Source organism: Lelliottia sp. CFBP8978, assembly GCF_034046055.2.
Lineage (GTDB): Bacteria > Pseudomonadota > Gammaproteobacteria > Enterobacterales > Enterobacteriaceae > Enterobacter.
Genome location: NZ_CM188253.1, coordinates 1865141 through 1881835 on the forward strand (window position 1 = coordinate 1865141; position 16695 = coordinate 1881835).

16 protein-coding genes are annotated in these 16695 nt (G+C 55.7%); 8 read left to right on the top strand and 8 right to left on the bottom strand.

The annotated features are described in order from the left end of the window. The first annotated feature begins 1 nt into the window (after position 1). The 7 genes from ihfA to selO all read left to right on the top strand — a co-directional run bounded on the left by ihfA (position 2) and on the right by selO (position 5769). Positions 2-301 (top strand): integration host factor subunit alpha, encoded by a 300-nt coding sequence (gene ihfA, locus SOM82_RS08720; RefSeq protein WP_154125189.1) that lies wholly within the window; start codon positions 2-4, stop codon positions 299-301. 100 nt (positions 302-401) lie between these two features. After that, the gene (gene btuC, locus SOM82_RS08725; protein ID WP_320459296.1) at positions 402-1382 is read left to right on the top strand and encodes a vitamin B12 ABC transporter permease BtuC; all 981 of its coding nucleotides are present in this window, start codon (positions 402-404) and stop codon (positions 1380-1382) included. 36 nt (positions 1383-1418) lie between these two features. Then, a complete protein-coding gene (locus SOM82_RS08730; RefSeq protein ID WP_154125191.1) occupies positions 1419-1970 on the top strand; it encodes a glutathione peroxidase in 552 nt (183 codons plus the stop codon). Next, entirely contained in the window at positions 1970-2725 is a 756-nt protein-coding gene (gene btuD / locus SOM82_RS08735) for a vitamin B12 ABC transporter ATP-binding protein BtuD (RefSeq protein ID WP_320459297.1), read from the top strand. The genes SOM82_RS08730 and btuD overlap by 1 nt, the downstream gene beginning before the upstream one ends. Before the next feature lie 73 nt (positions 2726-2798). Next, complete coding sequence (locus SOM82_RS08740; RefSeq protein ID WP_154125193.1) at positions 2799-3263, top strand: C40 family peptidase; 465 nt, start codon at positions 2799-2801, stop codon at positions 3261-3263. 288 nt (positions 3264-3551) lie between these two features. Continuing rightward, entirely contained in the window at positions 3552-4265 is a 714-nt protein-coding gene (locus SOM82_RS08745) for an EAL domain-containing protein (RefSeq protein WP_320459604.1), read from the top strand. 61 nt (positions 4266-4326) lie between these two features. Beyond that, positions 4327-5769, top strand: a complete 1443-nt coding sequence (gene selO, locus SOM82_RS08750) for a protein adenylyltransferase SelO (RefSeq protein ID WP_320459298.1) — start codon at positions 4327-4329, stop codon at positions 5767-5769. Here selO and SOM82_RS08755 read toward each other — a convergent pair. From SOM82_RS08755 to ppsR, 8 genes are all read right to left on the bottom strand, one after another. Then, entirely contained in the window at positions 5766-6545 is a 780-nt protein-coding gene (locus SOM82_RS08755) for a heme ABC transporter ATP-binding protein (RefSeq protein ID WP_320459299.1), read from the bottom strand. The genes selO and SOM82_RS08755 overlap by 4 nt on opposite strands. Further along, positions 6538-7530: a FecCD family ABC transporter permease gene (locus SOM82_RS08760; RefSeq protein WP_320459300.1), complete on the bottom strand. Its 993-nt coding sequence runs from the start codon at positions 7528-7530 to the stop codon at positions 6538-6540. Before SOM82_RS08760 ends, SOM82_RS08755 begins: the two co-directional genes overlap by 8 nt. Further along, the gene (locus SOM82_RS08765; RefSeq protein WP_320459301.1) at positions 7530-8351 is read right to left on the bottom strand and encodes a heme/hemin ABC transporter substrate-binding protein; all 822 of its coding nucleotides are present in this window, start codon (positions 8349-8351) and stop codon (positions 7530-7532) included. Before SOM82_RS08765 ends, SOM82_RS08760 begins: the two co-directional genes overlap by 1 nt. Beyond that, positions 8348-9376, bottom strand: a complete 1029-nt coding sequence (chuS, locus tag SOM82_RS08770; RefSeq protein ID WP_320459302.1) for a hematinate-forming heme oxygenase ChuS — start codon at positions 9374-9376, stop codon at positions 8348-8350. The genes SOM82_RS08765 and chuS overlap by 4 nt, the downstream gene beginning before the upstream one ends. A 47-nt stretch (positions 9377-9423) precedes the next feature. Then, positions 9424-11409, bottom strand: coding sequence for a TonB-dependent hemoglobin/transferrin/lactoferrin family receptor (locus SOM82_RS08775; protein WP_154125199.1), 1986 nt, complete (start codon positions 11407-11409; stop codon positions 9424-9426). 79 nt (positions 11410-11488) lie between these two features. After that, on the bottom strand, positions 11489-11677 hold the full coding sequence (gene hemP, locus SOM82_RS08780) for a hemin uptake protein HemP (RefSeq protein ID WP_154125200.1): 189 nt from the start codon (positions 11675-11677) through the stop codon (positions 11489-11491). Between the two features lie 170 nt (positions 11678-11847). Next, on the bottom strand, positions 11848-12894 hold the full coding sequence (aroH, locus tag SOM82_RS08785; protein WP_320459303.1) for a 3-deoxy-7-phosphoheptulonate synthase AroH: 1047 nt from the start codon (positions 12892-12894) through the stop codon (positions 11848-11850). A gap of 150 nt (positions 12895-13044) precedes the next feature. Then, the gene (ppsR, locus tag SOM82_RS08790; RefSeq protein WP_154125202.1) at positions 13045-13878 is read right to left on the bottom strand and encodes a posphoenolpyruvate synthetase regulatory kinase/phosphorylase PpsR; all 834 of its coding nucleotides are present in this window, start codon (positions 13876-13878) and stop codon (positions 13045-13047) included. A gap of 335 nt (positions 13879-14213) precedes the next feature. On the opposite strand from ppsR, the gene ppsA reads away from it, so the two are divergent. Beyond that, positions 14214-16592: a phosphoenolpyruvate synthase gene (gene ppsA, locus SOM82_RS08795; RefSeq protein ID WP_320459304.1), complete on the top strand. Its 2379-nt coding sequence runs from the start codon at positions 14214-14216 to the stop codon at positions 16590-16592. Positions 16593-16695: the final 103 nt, after the last annotated feature.

Consider the following 16695-nt stretch of genomic DNA (forward strand, 5'->3'; position numbering starts at 1 on the left):
TATGGCGCTTACAAAAGCTGAAATGTCAGAATATCTGTTTGAGAAGCTTGGGCTTAGCAAACGGGATGCCAAAGAACTGGTAGAGCTGTTTTTCGAAGAGATTCGTCGTGCTCTGGAAAACGGTGAGCAGGTAAAACTCTCCGGTTTTGGCAATTTTGATTTGCGAGACAAAAACCAACGTCCGGGCCGTAACCCGAAGACGGGGGAAGATATTCCCATTACAGCCCGCCGCGTGGTGACCTTCAGACCCGGCCAGAAGTTAAAAAGCCGTGTCGAAAACGCAACGCCCAAAGCAGAGTAATATGAACTAACTAAAAAGGCCGCATTCGCGGCCTTTTTTCTTTGCTCTCATGCATACCCACCGTAAAATCAATCACCTCACTCATTCGAAAACAGAACCCATGCTTGATTTTGCCCGTCGTCAACACCGCTCCGATCTGCGCTGGTTACTGGTGCTCTTGATGTTGCTCTCTGCTGCTGTGGCGGTGAGTTTATGCGCGGGAGATCGGTGGATTAGTCCGGATAACTGGTTGAGCGAGCAAGGTCAGCTCTTCGTCTGGCAAATTCGCCTGCCGCGTACCGTGGCGGTCGTACTGGTGGGCGCATCGCTGGCGCTGTGTGGCACGATCATGCAGGCACTGTTTGAAAACCCCCTGGCGGAGCCGGGTTTGCTTGGCGTATCGAATGGTGCAGGCGTGGGGCTTATCGCTGCAGTCATGTTCGGCGGAGGCTCGCTCTCTGGGCTGGGGATTAGTCTCAGCGCTATCGCAGGAGCGTTGGTGATCACCCTGATCCTGCTGCGCTTTGCAAGGCGTCACTTATCCACCAGCCGTTTGCTGCTGGCCGGGGTGGCGCTTGGCATTATCTGCAGCGCTCTGATGACCTGGGCGGTCTATTTCTCCACGTCGTTCGATCTCCGTCAGCTGATGTACTGGATGATGGGGGGTTTTGGCGGTGTAGACTGGCGCCAGGGCTGGCTGATGGTACTGCTGATTCCGGTCATTCTGTGGGCCTCATGTCAATCGAATCCCCTGAATATGCTGGCACTAGGGGAAACCTCTGCCCGACAGCTGGGATTGCCGATTGGCTTTTGGCGCAATCTGCTGGTACTGGCCGTCGGATGGATGGTGGGCGTCAGCGTCGCATTAGCGGGAGCGATAGGTTTTATCGGTCTGGTTATTCCTCATATGCTGCGCCTGGCCGGTATCACTGACCACCGAACGTTACTGCCCGCCTCGGCCATCGCTGGCGCCATGACGCTACTGATCGCCGATATTATTGCCCGCCTGGCGCTGAGTGCTGCTGAATTACCCATCGGGGTCGTAACGGCAACGCTGGGCGCACCTGTGTTTATCTGGCTACTATTAAAGGCCGGACGTTAAGATCCGCTCATCCGTAAGACAATCTAAGGGGAAGCTATGCCGAACGATATTCTGAATACCAACGTCACCACCATTGATGGCGAAAACACCACGCTGGAAGGCTATAAAGGCAAGGTCTTGTTGATTGTTAACGTGGCATCGAAATGTGGCCTGACGCCGCAGTATGAACAGCTGGAGAATATCCAGAAGGCCTGGGAAAAAGACGGGCTGGTGGTACTCGGATTCCCGTGCAATCAGTTCCTCGGGCAGGAACCCGGCAGTGAAGATGAGATCAAAACCTTTTGCAGTACAACCTATGGCGTAACGTTCCCGCTGTTCAGCAAAATAGATGTTAATGGCGAAAATCGTCATCCGCTGTATGAAAAACTGGTCACCGCTGCGCCGACGGCCGTCGCACCGGAAGGCAGCGGATTCTTTGAGCGTATGGCAAGCAAAGGGCGCGCACCGCTTTATCCTGACGATATTTTGTGGAACTTTGAAAAATTCCTGATTGGGCGTGACGGACAGGTTGTGCAGCGTTTTTCGCCGGACATGACACCAGAAGACCCTATCGTCATGGAATCTATTAAGCTGGCGCTGGCGAAGTAATGAATCAACTGATGCAGCTTTCGGGGGTTGCCGAAAAGGGCAGGCTGGAACCGATAACCGCAGCGATTAACGGCGGCGAGATCGTGCATCTCGTCGGGCCAAACGGGGCCGGCAAAAGCACGCTGCTGTCCCGTATGGCGGGGTTGACGTTGGGGGAAGGGGAGATCGCGCTGCAGGGGCACTCTCTTCGCTCGTGGTCACCCGTTTCGCTCGCGCACCGGCGCAGCTATCTTGTGCAGCAGCAAGTGCCGCCGTTTGCCATGCCCGTCTGGCACTATCTGATGCTGCATCAGCATGATAAAACGCAGTCTACGCTGCTGGAAGAGGTGGCCGGGGCGCTGGGTCTGGTGGATAAGCTCTCCCGCCAGGCCAGCCGGCTCTCCGGCGGTGAGTGGCAAAGGGTGCGACTTGCCGCAGCAATCCTGCAAATACATCCTGCGACAAACCCTCACGGGAGTCTGTTATTGCTGGACGAACCGATGAGCAGTCTTGATGTCGCCCAGCAGGCTGCGGTGGACAAACTCTTAAGCCAGCTCAGTGCGAAAGGTATTGCGGTGGTGATGAGCAGCCATGATTTAAATCACACGCTGCGACACGCGCATCGCGTATGGCTCCTTTCAAAAGGGAAACTGGTGGCCAGCGGTACGCGTGACAGCGTGCTGACGCCGCCTAATCTGGCCAGCGTTTACGGTATGCCATTCCGGCGGCTGGATATCGAAGGCCACAGGATGCTGATTTCTACCGCGCAGGAATAAGCGTTTCTTGCAAGGTGGCGTAATCACAGGCTAAATTACGGAAAGAACTAAAAAACAGAGGATTCGTCTGGAAATGCGATTCTGGTTTCTGATTGTGGGCATGTTATTACTTGCAGGATGCAGCAGTCATCGTGCGCCACCACCCAATCCGCGGTTATCGGATTCAATAACCGTTATTGCCAATCTTAACGAGCAGTTACGAAACTGGCGCGGAACACCTTATCGCTATGGTGGGATGAGCCGCACAGGTGTCGATTGCTCTGGTTTTGTACTGATGACATTTCGCGATAAGTTTGATCTGCAACTCCCGCGTGATACCCGCACGCAGGCGAAAATTGGCACTGAAATAGATAAAGACGATTTACTGCCGGGAGACCTGGTATTCTTTAAAACGGGCTCGGGTGAAAGCGGTCTTCACGTGGGCATTTACGACACGGACAACCAGTTTATTCACGCCTCGACCAGTCGCGGGGTGATGCGCTCTTCTCTGGATAATGTTTACTGGCGCAAAAACTTCTGGCAGGCCAGACGTATTTAGATTTCCTTGTCTGTTCCCCTTATCGCGCGGTCCTCAGAAAACCGCGCGACGTTCAAGTTAGCCGATAGTGTTTAATCAACATCTCATTAATTATTTCGCTAAGTACCTGTTTTAGCTAAAAACTGGATATTGTGGGTTATCCAGGATAAGATTATTTTAGATTGACGGATAAATCTTTAAAATAAAAAAGGGACCAATGGAATTAATCTTATTAAAATCAATAAAGTTGAATTGTTTTAGCCAATGCTCCAGGATGCAACTTATCATCTTAAAAGCGGGGCCGGCGTGATGATTGTCACCCTTAATAATCCGTATCAATCTGAACTGTTATTACTGCCTGCCAGAAACGACGCCGGGGAGTTAATCGGTTTAGACATTCTCGCTAACTTTGTTGAAGTGGGAACCCACGTTCGTATCCCCACGGAACTTGTCACGCCACACCTTAGCGCAGAAGAAGAGTTAATCCTGTTTAAAGAAAAACTGGAATTGCTGGATACCTGCAAACTTTTTTTTGTTCAGCATCATCTCATTGCATGGATAAATATTACGCCTGCCATTGTTGATTTCCTTTTAACAGACAGTCATGCTTTTTCAATACTGGAACGTTATCCCTTTCTTGAGTTCACTGTTAATGAGACATTTCCCGGTATTAACAATGGAAAAGACGATCCCCTGCTGGCGAGAATGGCGATCCATTTCCCGATGGTTCTGGCCGACTATGGGGCAGGTGCGGCATCCAATAAAGCCGTTTTTGACGGCCTGTTTACCCGGGTTATCCTGGATAAAGGGTTTATCCAGCAGCGCGTAGTCGAGTTCTCTTTTGAGCCCTTTATGCGCGCCATTCTCGCGCAGATCTCACCTTACACTCAGTCGGTGATGGTGGCGGGAGTGGATGACGAAGAGGTGTTGCGTCGCGTTCTGCCTTTCCGTTTTGGCGCTATGTCCGGCAATCTGTGGGCGGCCGTTGCGGCCGAACAGGTCACTTCGCTCGTTCAGCGATAACCCTTCTCTTCACCCGTGTTTAACCGCCGGTAAACCCTCTACACTAAGAGCAGGAGGACTTATGACCCTGTCTTTTACTGCTCACTGGCACGATGAACTGCCAGGTTTTTATACCGCACTGAAACCGACACCGCTGAACAACGCTCGCCTGATTTGGCATAACGAGAGCCTGGCAAACGACTTAGGCGTTCCGCCGTCGCTATTCCAGCCTACCAGCGGGGCAGGCGTCTGGGGCGGCGAAACGCTGCTGCCCGGCATGCAGCCCCTGGCGCAGGTCTACAGTGGCCATCAGTTTGGCGTCTGGGCCGGTCAGCTTGGCGATGGTCGCGGCATCCTGCTTGGCGAACAACAACTCGCCAACGGTCAGACGATGGACTGGCATCTGAAAGGTGCAGGGCTAACGCCGTATTCGCGCATGGGCGACGGACGTGCCGTTCTGCGCTCCACGCTGCGCGAAAGTCTTGCCTCAGAGGCGATGCACGCGCTGGGGATCCCGACCACACGAGCGCTATCCATAGTGACCAGCGACACCCCGGTCGCCCGTGAAACGGTAGAGCAGGGGGCGATGCTGATGCGTATCGCGCAAAGCCACGTTCGGTTTGGCCACTTTGAACATTTCTACTATCGGCGAGAGCCGGAAAAAGTGCGTCAACTGGCGGATTTTGTTATTCACCATCACTGGCCGCAGTGGGAAGACGAGGCTGACAAGTACATTTTGTGGTTCCGGGATGTGGTGAGCCGCACCGCGTCGCTGATGGCCTGCTGGCAAACGGTGGGATTCGCGCATGGGGTCATGAATACCGATAACATGTCGATTCTGGGCCTGACGATGGATTACGGTCCGTACGGTTTTCTCGATGACTACCAGCCAGAGTTCATCTGCAATCATTCGGATTATCAGGGGCGCTACCGTTTCGAAAATCAGCCTGCGGTGGGTCTGTGGAATTTACAGCGTCTGGCGCAGGCATTATCGCCCTTTATTGCCGTAGATGCCCTCAATGACGCGCTGGATAGCTATCAGGAAATCCTGTTGCAGCATTACGGAAAGCTGATGCGTCGCAAGCTGGGACTGATGACGCAAGAGAAGGGCGACAACGATATTCTGAACGCCCTGTTCGCGCTGATGGCCCGTGAAGGCAGCGACTACACCCGGACGTTCCGCATGCTGAGCCAGACGGAACAGCACAGCTCTGCTTCGGCGCTGCGCGATGAGTTTATTGATCGTCAGGCGTTTGACAGCTGGTATGCGCTTTACCGGGCGCGTCTGCAACGCGAAGGGACAGAAGACGATATCCGTCAGGCGCAGATGAAAGCCGTTAACCCGGCAATGGTGTTGCGCAACTGGCTGGCGCAGCGCGCAATCAGCGCCGCCGACACCGGAGATTACAGCGAACTGCATCGCCTGCATGATGCGTTGAGTACACCGTTTGCGGACAGGGATGATGACTATGTCAGCCGCCCGCCGGAGTGGGGTAAAAAGCTTGAGGTGAGCTGCTCAAGCTAAGGCGCCAGAAATACCTGCGGAGTGGCGTTTTCCGGATGCAGGCCAACGTGGACCTGGGCGCCATACCAGCGCGCCAGGTCGTCAGCCTGTAGAACGGCTTCAGGCGAACCTTGCGAGACGATTTCGCCTTCGTGCAGCAATACGATCCGATCCGCCCACAGGGCCGCCAGGTTAAGGTCGTGCAATACGACGCAGACGTGCAGATTTCCCTGCAGCGTTAAGCTTTTCATCAGCCGCAGGAGATGCTGCTGATGATAGAGATCCAGCGCCGATGTCGGCTCGTCAAGAAACAGCCAGCCGCGAGGAGCGCCATCGCACCATAGCTGCGCCAGCGCGCGGGCCAACTGGACTCGCTGCTGTTCCCCGCCAGAGAGCGCAGCATAGTGCCTTCCCGCCAGCGGCAGACACCCCGTCACCTGCATCACCTGATGAATGACCTGGGCTTCCGGGTGCGACGTCCAGGGGGCGCGACCCATCCCGATAACCGATTCAACCGGCCAGTCAAAACCAAGCTGCGTCTGCTGGCGCATCACCGCACGACGGCGGGAGAGCGCCTGAGTGCTCCAGTCATCCAGCGGTATTCCCCCGAGATGACACTGCCCCGCAGCCGGTTGCAAAAAACCGGTCAGCAGACGCAACAGCGTCGATTTCCCCGCGCCGTTAGGGCCGATCAGCGCCACCAGCTCGCCCGGTTCCAGTGTGAGCGACACATCGCGTATCACGGTTTTATTTGCGTTGCGAAACGTCAGTGCGTCCGCCCGGTATTGTTCAGCCATGGTCTCCTCCACGATGGAAAATCAGCCACAGAAACCACGGCGCACCCAGAAGACTGGTCAGCAGGCCCACCGGCATTTCCGCTGGCGCAACGGCGGTCCGGGCGAGGGTATCGGCCATCAGCAGCAGCAATGCTCCCACCAGCACTGAGCCCGGGATCACCGCCCGATGGTCCGGGCCAAGCCACATGCGAATCAGATGCGGAACTACCAGGCCAATAAAACCAATCACGCCGCTGACGGCCACCGCAGAGGCCACCAGCAACGCGCTGCACAGCAGCAAGATACGCTGGACCACGCGGACATCCACCCCGAGATAGTGCGCCTCTTCATCGCCCAGCTGCAGCAGATTCAGTGCGCCAGCCAGACGCCAGATGATCAACACCGTGGGCAGCATCAGCGAGCTCACCGCCAGCAGCGTTGACCACTGAGCGGCCCCCAGACTGCCCATCCCCCACAGCGACAGCTGGCGTAACTGCGCATCATTGCTGATCCACGACATCACGCCCACCGCCGAGCCGCACAGGGCGTTGATAGCAATTCCCACCAGCAGCAGACGTGACAAAGAGCTGTCGCGCTGCTGACTAAGCAGAAAAATCACCAGCGTGGCGGCCAGTGCACCCACAAATGCTGCCAGCATCGGCGCGTAGAGCATAAGAAGCGCAGGCAGGGAGAACGGCAAAACCACCCACAGCGCCACGGCACAGGCCGCGCCGCTGCTGATCCCCAGTAAACCGGGGTCGGCGAGCGGATTGCGAAACAGCCCTTGCATCACGCAACCGGCCAGCGCCAGCGAGCCGCCAATCACCAGCGCCAGCAGAACCCGCGGCAGGCGGATAGTGAGCCAGATTTGCCGCAGCGCGTTGTCGGAATCATTCCACAGCAGATTTACCGGCAGGCGCAACGCGCCAAAACCGGTGGCTATAAAGGTCATCAGCGCCAGCAGTAACGCCAGCATCCACAGCGACACCGCGATACGCCGGGGCATCAGGGCAGTTGCTCCGCTTTATGGCGTAATTCCTGAATCGCCTGCGGCGTGCGCACGCTAAAACCAAGCAGCGCCATATCGTCAATCAGCAACGCCTGCTTATTTTTGCCCGCCGGGGTTTGCGCCAGACCTGGCAACTGCCACAGATTTTCTGGGCCGCCCATCGCTTTGACACCCTCTTGCGAGATCACCACCAGATCCGGCTGGCTGGCCATCACGCCCTCCTGCGAAAGCGGCTGATAGCGGGTAAATCCCTGCATCGCGTTTTGTAACCCGGCAGCGCGGATCGCCGCATCGGCCGCGGTTTGCTGTCCGGCAGCCATAGCGGTCATCCCGCCGTGGTTGAGAATAAACAGCACCCGTTTGTTGAGCGGTGTCGACGGCAGAGCCGCCAGCGCCTGACGCAAGTTTTTGCGCAGCGCTTCGCCTTGCGCAACGCGATGTGTCGCTTCAGCAATCACCCGCACCTTTTCGTCAATGACGCTGAGATCGTTACTGCCCGGCACGGTGACAACTCGAACGTGGCTCTGCTCGACCTGTTTAAGCGCCAGCGACGGCTGTGCCTGCGCGCTGGCCAGCACCAGCGTTGGACGCATCGCCAGAATCCCTTCGGCGTTCAGCTGTCGCAGATAGCCCACGTCCGGCAGCGTGGTGGCGTGCAGTGGCCACTGGCTGGTGCTGTCACGCGCGACAAGCGAAGCGTCAGCGCCCAGGGCGTAGACAATCTCGGTGACATCACCGCCCAGGGCGACAATTTTCTCCTGTACGGCCGCGAATGCGGTCAGCGGCAGCGCGGCCATCAGGACCAGCAGTTTTTTCATGCGGCCAGCCCTTTTGGCGTCAGGGCGTCGATCTGTGCGCGCCACTGGGTTTGTTCCGGCTGGCCTTCGCTACGCTGGCCGTAAAGCTGGGCGATTTGCGTGCCGTCAGCGGCAAACAGCTCCAGGCTGGTGACGTGCCCGTCCGCGGTCGGTTTACGCGTGACCCAGGTCTCCGCGATGGTCTCTTCCAGCAGATGCAGAGTAAAGGTCGGGTTAAAGATGTTCAGCCAGCCTTTCATCGGCACCTGTTTCTCCACCACGCCGGTAAAGATTTGCACGCAGCCGCGGTTGCCCACAAATATCATGATTTCGTTGCCGTCCTGACATGCTGTCTCCAGCAGTTGCGTCAGCGCGCGGTTGTCCACTTTGCAGGCCAGATCGTCACCCACCAGACGGAAGGCCTGTTGACGGCTCAGATTGTGGCGCTTCAGCAGGCTAAAGAACTGATGGACGTCGGTCATCGAGCGCCACTCTTTATCTACCGTCCGGGCATCAACCTCCGCGGCGTTCACCACAGCTTCCGCGGCTTTCAGTTCCAGCGGCGGGTTATCGGCAAAGATAAAGCGGGTCAAAACATCCCCCCACGCTGAAAGATCGGTATTGTCGGTGGTGTAGACCTTCAGCAGTGCATCTCCCTGATGATCAAAGAACTGAATGCTCTGACGCTCGCCGCGGGCGGTGGCTTCGCTGATGTGGAACGCGCTGGCCCACTGGTTGAGGAACAGGCGCAGGTCGAGCGCGCGCGGATTCAGCACCAGCCCGGCGTGCCCGTTAAGATGCTGATTGGTAAAGCTGCCGACCTGCTCATGGACCGCGTATTCGTTGCGGCAAATGCATTTGGTTTCGCCTACCGCTTCGAGCGCGCCGAGGATTTCGCGGATCTCACCGTGCAATCGCCACGCCTCATGCCCCACGCGGGCAAAGGTCAGTTCGGCTTCACGGATGCCCATCAAACCCGCGATGTCACGCGCATAGCTGCCAGGGTTCTGTTCTTTTAGCTCAATCCAGCGTGTGTAGTGATTCATTGACTGTTCCTTCCAGATAAGCGCCCCGGCGAACCGGGGCAAGGTGATTACCACTGATAACTGACGAAAATCTTGCCGTTGCGTCCATCCTGCGGGATGCCCTGCGGTGACCAGTACTCTTTGTCAAAGGCGTTGCCCAGCACCAGCGTGGTGGTGACGCCTTTCAGCTGTTCCTGGCCCTGATAGCTGACGTAGAAATCATTGACCGCGTAGCCCGGCTGCTTGCTGTATTCGCTGCTGATATGGGTTGAGCGATCGACAAAGGTGCCGATCCAGCCCACGGAGAAGCCGCTTTGCGCCACCGGCACATTCAGTTTACTGGTGACGGTGTCCGGGTTAATGCTGGAGATGTATTCGCCGGTATCGGTATCTTTGCCGCGGGTGCGGTTGTACGCCATATCCAGGCTGAAAAGGTCCGCCGAGTATTTCGCCATCACGTCCCAGCCCCAGATTTTGGCGTTGGGTACGTTATAGGACATGGTAGTGGCAGCCGCAAAGTCGACGGTCGTGGAGATGTAGTCCTTCGCTTTGGTGTCAAAGTAGCTGGCTTTAAACTCCAGCTCATCGTTGGCAAGCCACATATCGTCAAAGCGCAGGCCAAAGCCATATTCCTGCGTCTCATTGGTTTCCGGACGCAGATTCGGATTCGGTGTCCAATAGTTAGTGTAGAAATTGCTGATGGAGAAGTGCTTCGAATCGTTGTACATCTCGCCCATCGTCGGCGCACGGAACGCCTGGGCGTAAGAGCCGAACAGCATCAACCAGTCGGTTGGGTTAACGGTCAATCCCGCGCGGGAAGACCACTTATCCGCATCCACATCGTCGTAGCCATCGCTGCTGCCACGATAGTTGTCATAGCGGGTTCCCCCTAACAGGGTCACCGGCAGATCGCGCAGGGTGATCTCATCCTGCAGCCAGCCGGAGCTGAAATCGATCTTCGCTTCCGGGAAGCCGGTGGTGGAGCCTCCCGGCTTTTGCTCCTGACGATAATACTCACCGCCGTAGGTCAGCAGATGAGAGGCGAAGGAGTCGCTGAACAGACGGGTACGGTTCTCAACTTTTCCGCCTTTGGTGGTTTGCTTGCGGAACTCGGCGGTGCTGTCCACGTTTTGCGCATTGATTCGCGCCTCGGACCAGTAGAGTTTTGTACTGGCATTCAGCCAGTCGTTGCCCGCGGGAGCAATGTGATAAGTCAGCTGAGCGTCACGCTGAATGGTAGAGCGGTCGGTCATGGGGTTGCTGCTGTCATCCGCATCGGTGGATTGCGGGTTTTTGGGCTCCTGCGCGGCATTGTTGTAATAGCGCAGTGAGCCGCCCAGCGTTTGCGCGCTGTCGATTTTCCAGCTGCCTTTCGCCAGCATATTATTGATGGATTCATCGTTTGGCGCAGTGGTGCCGTTGCTTTGACGTAAATCACCGCGATCGCGGCTGGACCAGGCTACCAGGCCATCCAGCGTATCGGTACGACCGAAGGCGCTGGCGCCCATGCCAATGCTGTGATCGCCGGTGGCTCCCGTCCCGAACACGCGAAAGCCGCTATTTTTACCCGTATCAAGCAGATCTTTGGCGTCGACGGTGTCATAGGAAATCACACCACCCATTGCCCCGCTGCCGTACAGCAGGGCAGACGGGCCACGCACCACTTCGATACGTTTAATCAGCGCGGGATCGAGGAAAGTGCTGTTCAGGTGACCGGTGTCCGTCCCCTGACGCACGCCGTCCACGAGCACCAGCACGCCGCGGCGATCGTAACCGCGTAAATTAACGTCCTGACCGTTGGTACGGCCGGTGCCGTCCAGCGTGATCCCCGGTACCGCACGCAGCAGATCGGCCGCGGAGCTGGCCGTCTGTTTTTCAGGGGACGTCGCGTCGATCACGCTGACCATCATTGGGGCTTCAAAGGCGCTACGGGCGTTACCCGTGGCGGTGACCGTCATCTCTTCTGTGGCAGCAAACGCGCTGCCCGACAGGGCACTGACAACTGACAGCGCCAGCAGCGACGGGCGCAAAGACGCGGAATGCAGGTATGGCATAGCAACTCTCCATTAGAAAATCGAAAGCGCTGGCTGCCTGGGGGTCACCTGGGTGGCTGGCGAATAGTATCGGTATTGTTTATTTCGTCAGAATCAGTTTTCCGGCATGGGTCTGGCGCAGAAGATAGTGCTGGCCATCATGCTCGATAATCACCCGGCCTTCGTCGCCCAGCAGGCTTTTGCTGTCGATCCGGCGTTCCGCAGAGGGAGGGGTTGGCTGTGTGTGTTCTTTTACGAGCGTTGCCGCTGTGTTATCGGTACGTGACATAGTGTTTAAAAATAACAATCAATGTAACAATGATAATCATTATCAACAAAGTGAAATTTCACAGCAAGCATTTTTGTGAAAAAGTTGTGACGGAATCAATTTTTGTACCAGGGCGGGTAAAAGTAGCGGCTGATAAAACAAGACCCCCGCCAGAGCGGCGGGGGGAAGGATCAGAAACGGGTATCCACCGCAGAGGCGAGCTTTTCGAGCAACAGTTCGGTGTCTTCCCAGCCCAGGCAAGGGTCGGTAATAGACTGGCCGTAGGTCATTTGCTGTCCGGAGACGACTTTTTGCGTACCTTCTTTCAGGAAGCTTTCGGCCATTATCCCGGCGACAGCGGTTGAGCCGCTGCGAATTTGCTGGCAGATATCATCACACACTTCCAGCTGACGGCGATGCTGCTTCTGGCAGTTGCCATGGCTGAAGTCCACCACCAGATGCTCCGGCAGATCAAACTCCTGCAACGTATCGCACGCCGCAGCGAGATCTTCAGCGTGGTAGTTCGGTTTTTTACCACCACGCATAATGATATGGCCGTACGGATTACCGCTGGTCTGGTAAATGGTCATCTGGCCATTTTTATCTGGCGAGAGGAACATATGGCTGGCGCGCGATGCGCGGATAGCATCGACCGCAATACGCGTATTACCGTCCGTGCCGTTTTTAAAGCCCACCGGGCAGGAGAGCGCCGAGGCCATTTCACGGTGGATCTGGCTTTCCGTGGTGCGTGCGCCAATGGCCCCCCAGCTGATCAGGTCGGCGATAAACTGGCCGGTCACCATATCGAGGAATTCGGTGGCAGTCGGCACGCCCAGCTCATTGACCTGCAAAAGCAGTTTGCGCGCCAGCTCTATACCGTGATTCACACGATAGCTGCCGTTCAGATCGGGGTCGGAAATGAGTCCTTTCCATCCCACAACGGTGCGCGGTTTTTCAAAATAGGTGCGCATCACGATTTCAAGCCGATGCTGGTGCTTTTCGCGCAGGACGGTAAGCCGCTGCGCATAGTCCATCGCAGCATCCAGATCGTGAATGGAGCACGGGCCAATAATAACCAGTAAACGGCGATCTTCACCGTTGAGGATCTTTTCAATACGTCGGCGCGAGGCGGTCACATGTTCTGCCACGGTGGCGGAAACGGGGTGCCGCTGGGCCAGCTCTGCGGGCGTCACCAGACTTTCGATACGCGCAGTGCGGAGTTCGTCGGTTTTATTCATGGAATGTCTCAGAATTTTTTGCTTCATCGGCAGACTACCGGGAAGTGATGGGCATCACCTTAAACCAATTCTTGCTGATTTCAAGTTCGGGGCAACGCCGCCCCGAAAGTGAAGCAATGATAACTGAAATACGAATACCGTACTAGCATATTAGTACATACGGCGATTCAGTCCCATGATGTCGAGAATTTTAGTGGCAATCTCTTCAACCGAATAGTTGGTGCTGTTGAGCCATGGAATTTGGTTTTTCCGGTACAGCGCTTCCACTTCGGACACTTCCATTCGGCACTGGCGCATTGAGGCATAGCGGCTGTTCTCGCGACGCTCTTCGCGAATAGCGGCAAGCCGTTCAGGGTTGATGGTCAATCCAAACAGTTTATGTTGCAGCGGTTTCAGCGCCGCAGGCAGCACCAGGTTATCCATATCATCGGCAATGAAAGGGTAGTTTGCCGCGCGAATACCAAACTGAAGCGCGAGATAGAGACTGGTCGGTGTTTTGCCGCAGCGCGAGACGCCCAACAAAATGACCTGCGCCTGGTCGAGATTACGCATCGAGATGCCATCGTCATGGGCGAGCGTGTAATCAATGGCGGCGATACGCGCGTCATACTTCACCAGATTGCCAGGATTCAGGCCATGAGTACGGTGAGCAACGGGAGTGGGTTCGAGCTTTAACTCGCTCTGCAACGGAGCGACCAGCGCCTGGACAATATCCTGACAAAAGCCTTCACTTTGCAGAATAATGGTGCGAATTTCGGGGATTACGATGGAATAGAAGACAAGAGGACGAATGCCGGTTTGCTGATAAATCGCGTCAATTTGCTCTTTTACCGCCTTGGCGCGGCTTTCGTTTTCGACAAACGGCAGCGTGATGCTGTTAATCGCCACCGGAAATTGCGACATCACCGCATGGCCCAACACTTCGGCGGTGATCGCCGTACCATCAGAAATATAAAAAACGTGGCGATCGACAGCATTATCCATTTTATCCACCCTGAATATCGTACGTAATTGTCTGAAAGCATAAATTAAAAAAGTAAATTACACAGCAAAGAACTTGTCTGAATTAAAAATGAAATGGTGTTTTTAATTTTACTGAAAAGTGGATTTCATTTTTCAAATAGACGCTTTATTCACATGGTTTTAGCATGAATCTTTAGGAATCATCGGCTTAGGCGGTGGTGGGAAAGTATCCGAAAAGTTGAAAAATAAAAGTGCTTACACGATTCACCGTTTTTTTGCGGGGAATAAATATGCCAGTATAAATACGAAGTCAGGTGTTACTTACTCCGTTCAAATATCATAAAAGGATTGTTTCGATGTCCAACAATGGCTCGTCACCGCTGGTGCTTTGGTATAACCAACTCGGCATGAATGATGTAGACAGAGTTGGAGGCAAAAATGCCTCCCTGGGTGAAATGATTACAAATCTGTCGGGTATGGGTGTTTCCGTCCCGAACGGGTTTGCCACAACCGCCGACGCGTTTAACCTGTTTTTAGACCAGAGCGGTGTAAACCAGCGCATTTACGACCTGCTGGACAAAACGGATATTGATGATGTGACTGAGCTTGCGAAAGCCGGTAAGCAGATCCGCCAGTGGATTATCGACACACCTTTTCAGCCGGAGCTGGAAAAAGCCATTCATGAAGCTTATAACCAGCTCTCCGCTGACGATGCTCAGGCGTCATTCGCCGTGCGCTCGTCTGCCACGGCAGAAGATATGCCGGATGCCTCTTTTGCCGGTCAGCAGGAAACCTTCCTCAACGTGCAAGGGTATGACGCGGTGCTGGTGGCGGTGAAACACGTCTTTGCTTCGCTGTTCAACGACCGGGCCATCTCTTATCGCGTGCATCAGGGCTACGACCACCGCGGCGTCGCGCTCTCCGCGGGCGTGCAGCGGATGGTGCGCTCTGATATCGGCGCGTCCGGCGTGATGTTCTCCATTGATACGGAATCCGGTTTCGATCAGGTTGTGTTTATCACTTCCGCCTGGGGTCTGGGTGAAATGGTGGTGCAGGGGGCCGTTAACCCTGACGAATTCTACGTTCACAAACCGACGCTGGCAGCCAACCGTCCTTCTATCGTGCGTCGCACGATGGGTTCAAAAAAAATCCGCATGATCTACGCTCCCAATCAGGAGCATGGCAAGCAGGTTGAGATTGAAGACGTCCCGCAGGAGCAGCGCGATCGTTTCTCGCTCACGGATGAGGACGTGCAGGAGCTGGCAAAACAGGCCGTACAGATTGAAAAACATTACGGTCACCCGATGGATATCGAATGGGCGAAAGATGGCAACACCGGCAAACTGTTTATCGTGCAGGCGCGTCCGGAGACCGTTCGCTCCCGCGGTCAGGTCATGGAGCGCTACACGCTGCATGCGCAGGGTAAAATTGTTGCGGAAGGGCGTGCCATCGGCCATCGCATTGGCGCGGGTCCGGTTAAAGTGATCCACGATATTAGCGAGATGAACCGCATTCAGCCAGGCGATGTACTGGTGACCGACATGACCGACCCGGACTGGGAACCGATCATGAAAAAAGCGGCGGCGATTGTCACTAACCGCGGTGGCCGCACTTGCCACGCGGCGATCATCGCCCGCGAGCTGGGCATTCCGGCGGTGGTCGGCTGTGGTCATGCGACCGAACGCATGAAAGACGACGAAAAAGTGACGGTCTCCTGCGCCGAAGGGGATACCGGTTATGTTTACGCCGATATTCTCGACTTCAGCGTGAAGAGTTCCAGCGTGGATACCATGCCGGATCTGCCGCTGAAGATCATGATGAACGTTGGCAACCCGGACCGCGCCTTTGACTTTGCCTGTCTGCCTAATGAGGGTGTGGGTCTGGCGCGTCTGGAATTTATCATCAACCGCATGATCGGTGTGCATCCGCGCGCGCTGCTGGAGTTTGACGACCAGGAGCCTGCGCTGCAAAACGAGATCCGCGAGATGATGAAAGGCTACGACTCACCAAAAGAGTTCTATGTCGGGCGTCTGACCGAAGGGATTGCCACCCTGGGTGCGGCGTTTTATCCGAAACGCGTGATCGTGCGTCTGTCGGACTTCAAGTCCAACGAATACGCCAACCTGGTGGGCGGCGAGCGTTACGAACCCGAAGAAGAGAACCCGATGCTGGGCTTCCGCGGGGCCGGTCGTTATGTGTCTGACAGCTTCCGCGACTGCTTTGCGCTCGAATGCGATGCGGTTAAACGCGTGCGCAACGAGATGGGCCTGACGAACGTGGAAATTATGGTCCCGTTTGTTCGAACCGTCGATCAAGCGAAAGCGGTGGTAGATGAGCTGGCGCGTCAGGGGCTGAAGCGCGGTGAAAACGGGCTGAAGATCATTATGATGTGTGAGATTCCGTCCAACGCGCTGCTGGCGGAACAGTTCCTGGAACACTTTGATGGCTTCTCTATCGGTTCTAACGACATGACGCAGCTGGCGCTGGGTCTGGACCGTGACTCCGGCGTGGTCTCTGAGCTGTTTGATGAACGCAACGAAGCGGTGAAAGCGCTGCTGTCGATGTCTATCCGCGCCGCGAAGAAACAGGGCAAATATGTCGGGATTTGTGGTCAGGGTCCATCCGACCATGAAGACTTTGCCGCGTGGCTGATGGAAGAGGGGATCGATAGTTTGTCTCTGAACCCGGATACCGTCGTGCAAACCTGGCTGAGCCTGGCTGAGCTGAAAAAGTAAATAATTTGCCCGGCGGCGCGACGCTTGCCGGGCGTATTATTTATCACGTATATGAGTAACGTGACAGGCATGACTCTCCCGCAGAGAGGGATGTGCAGGTAAA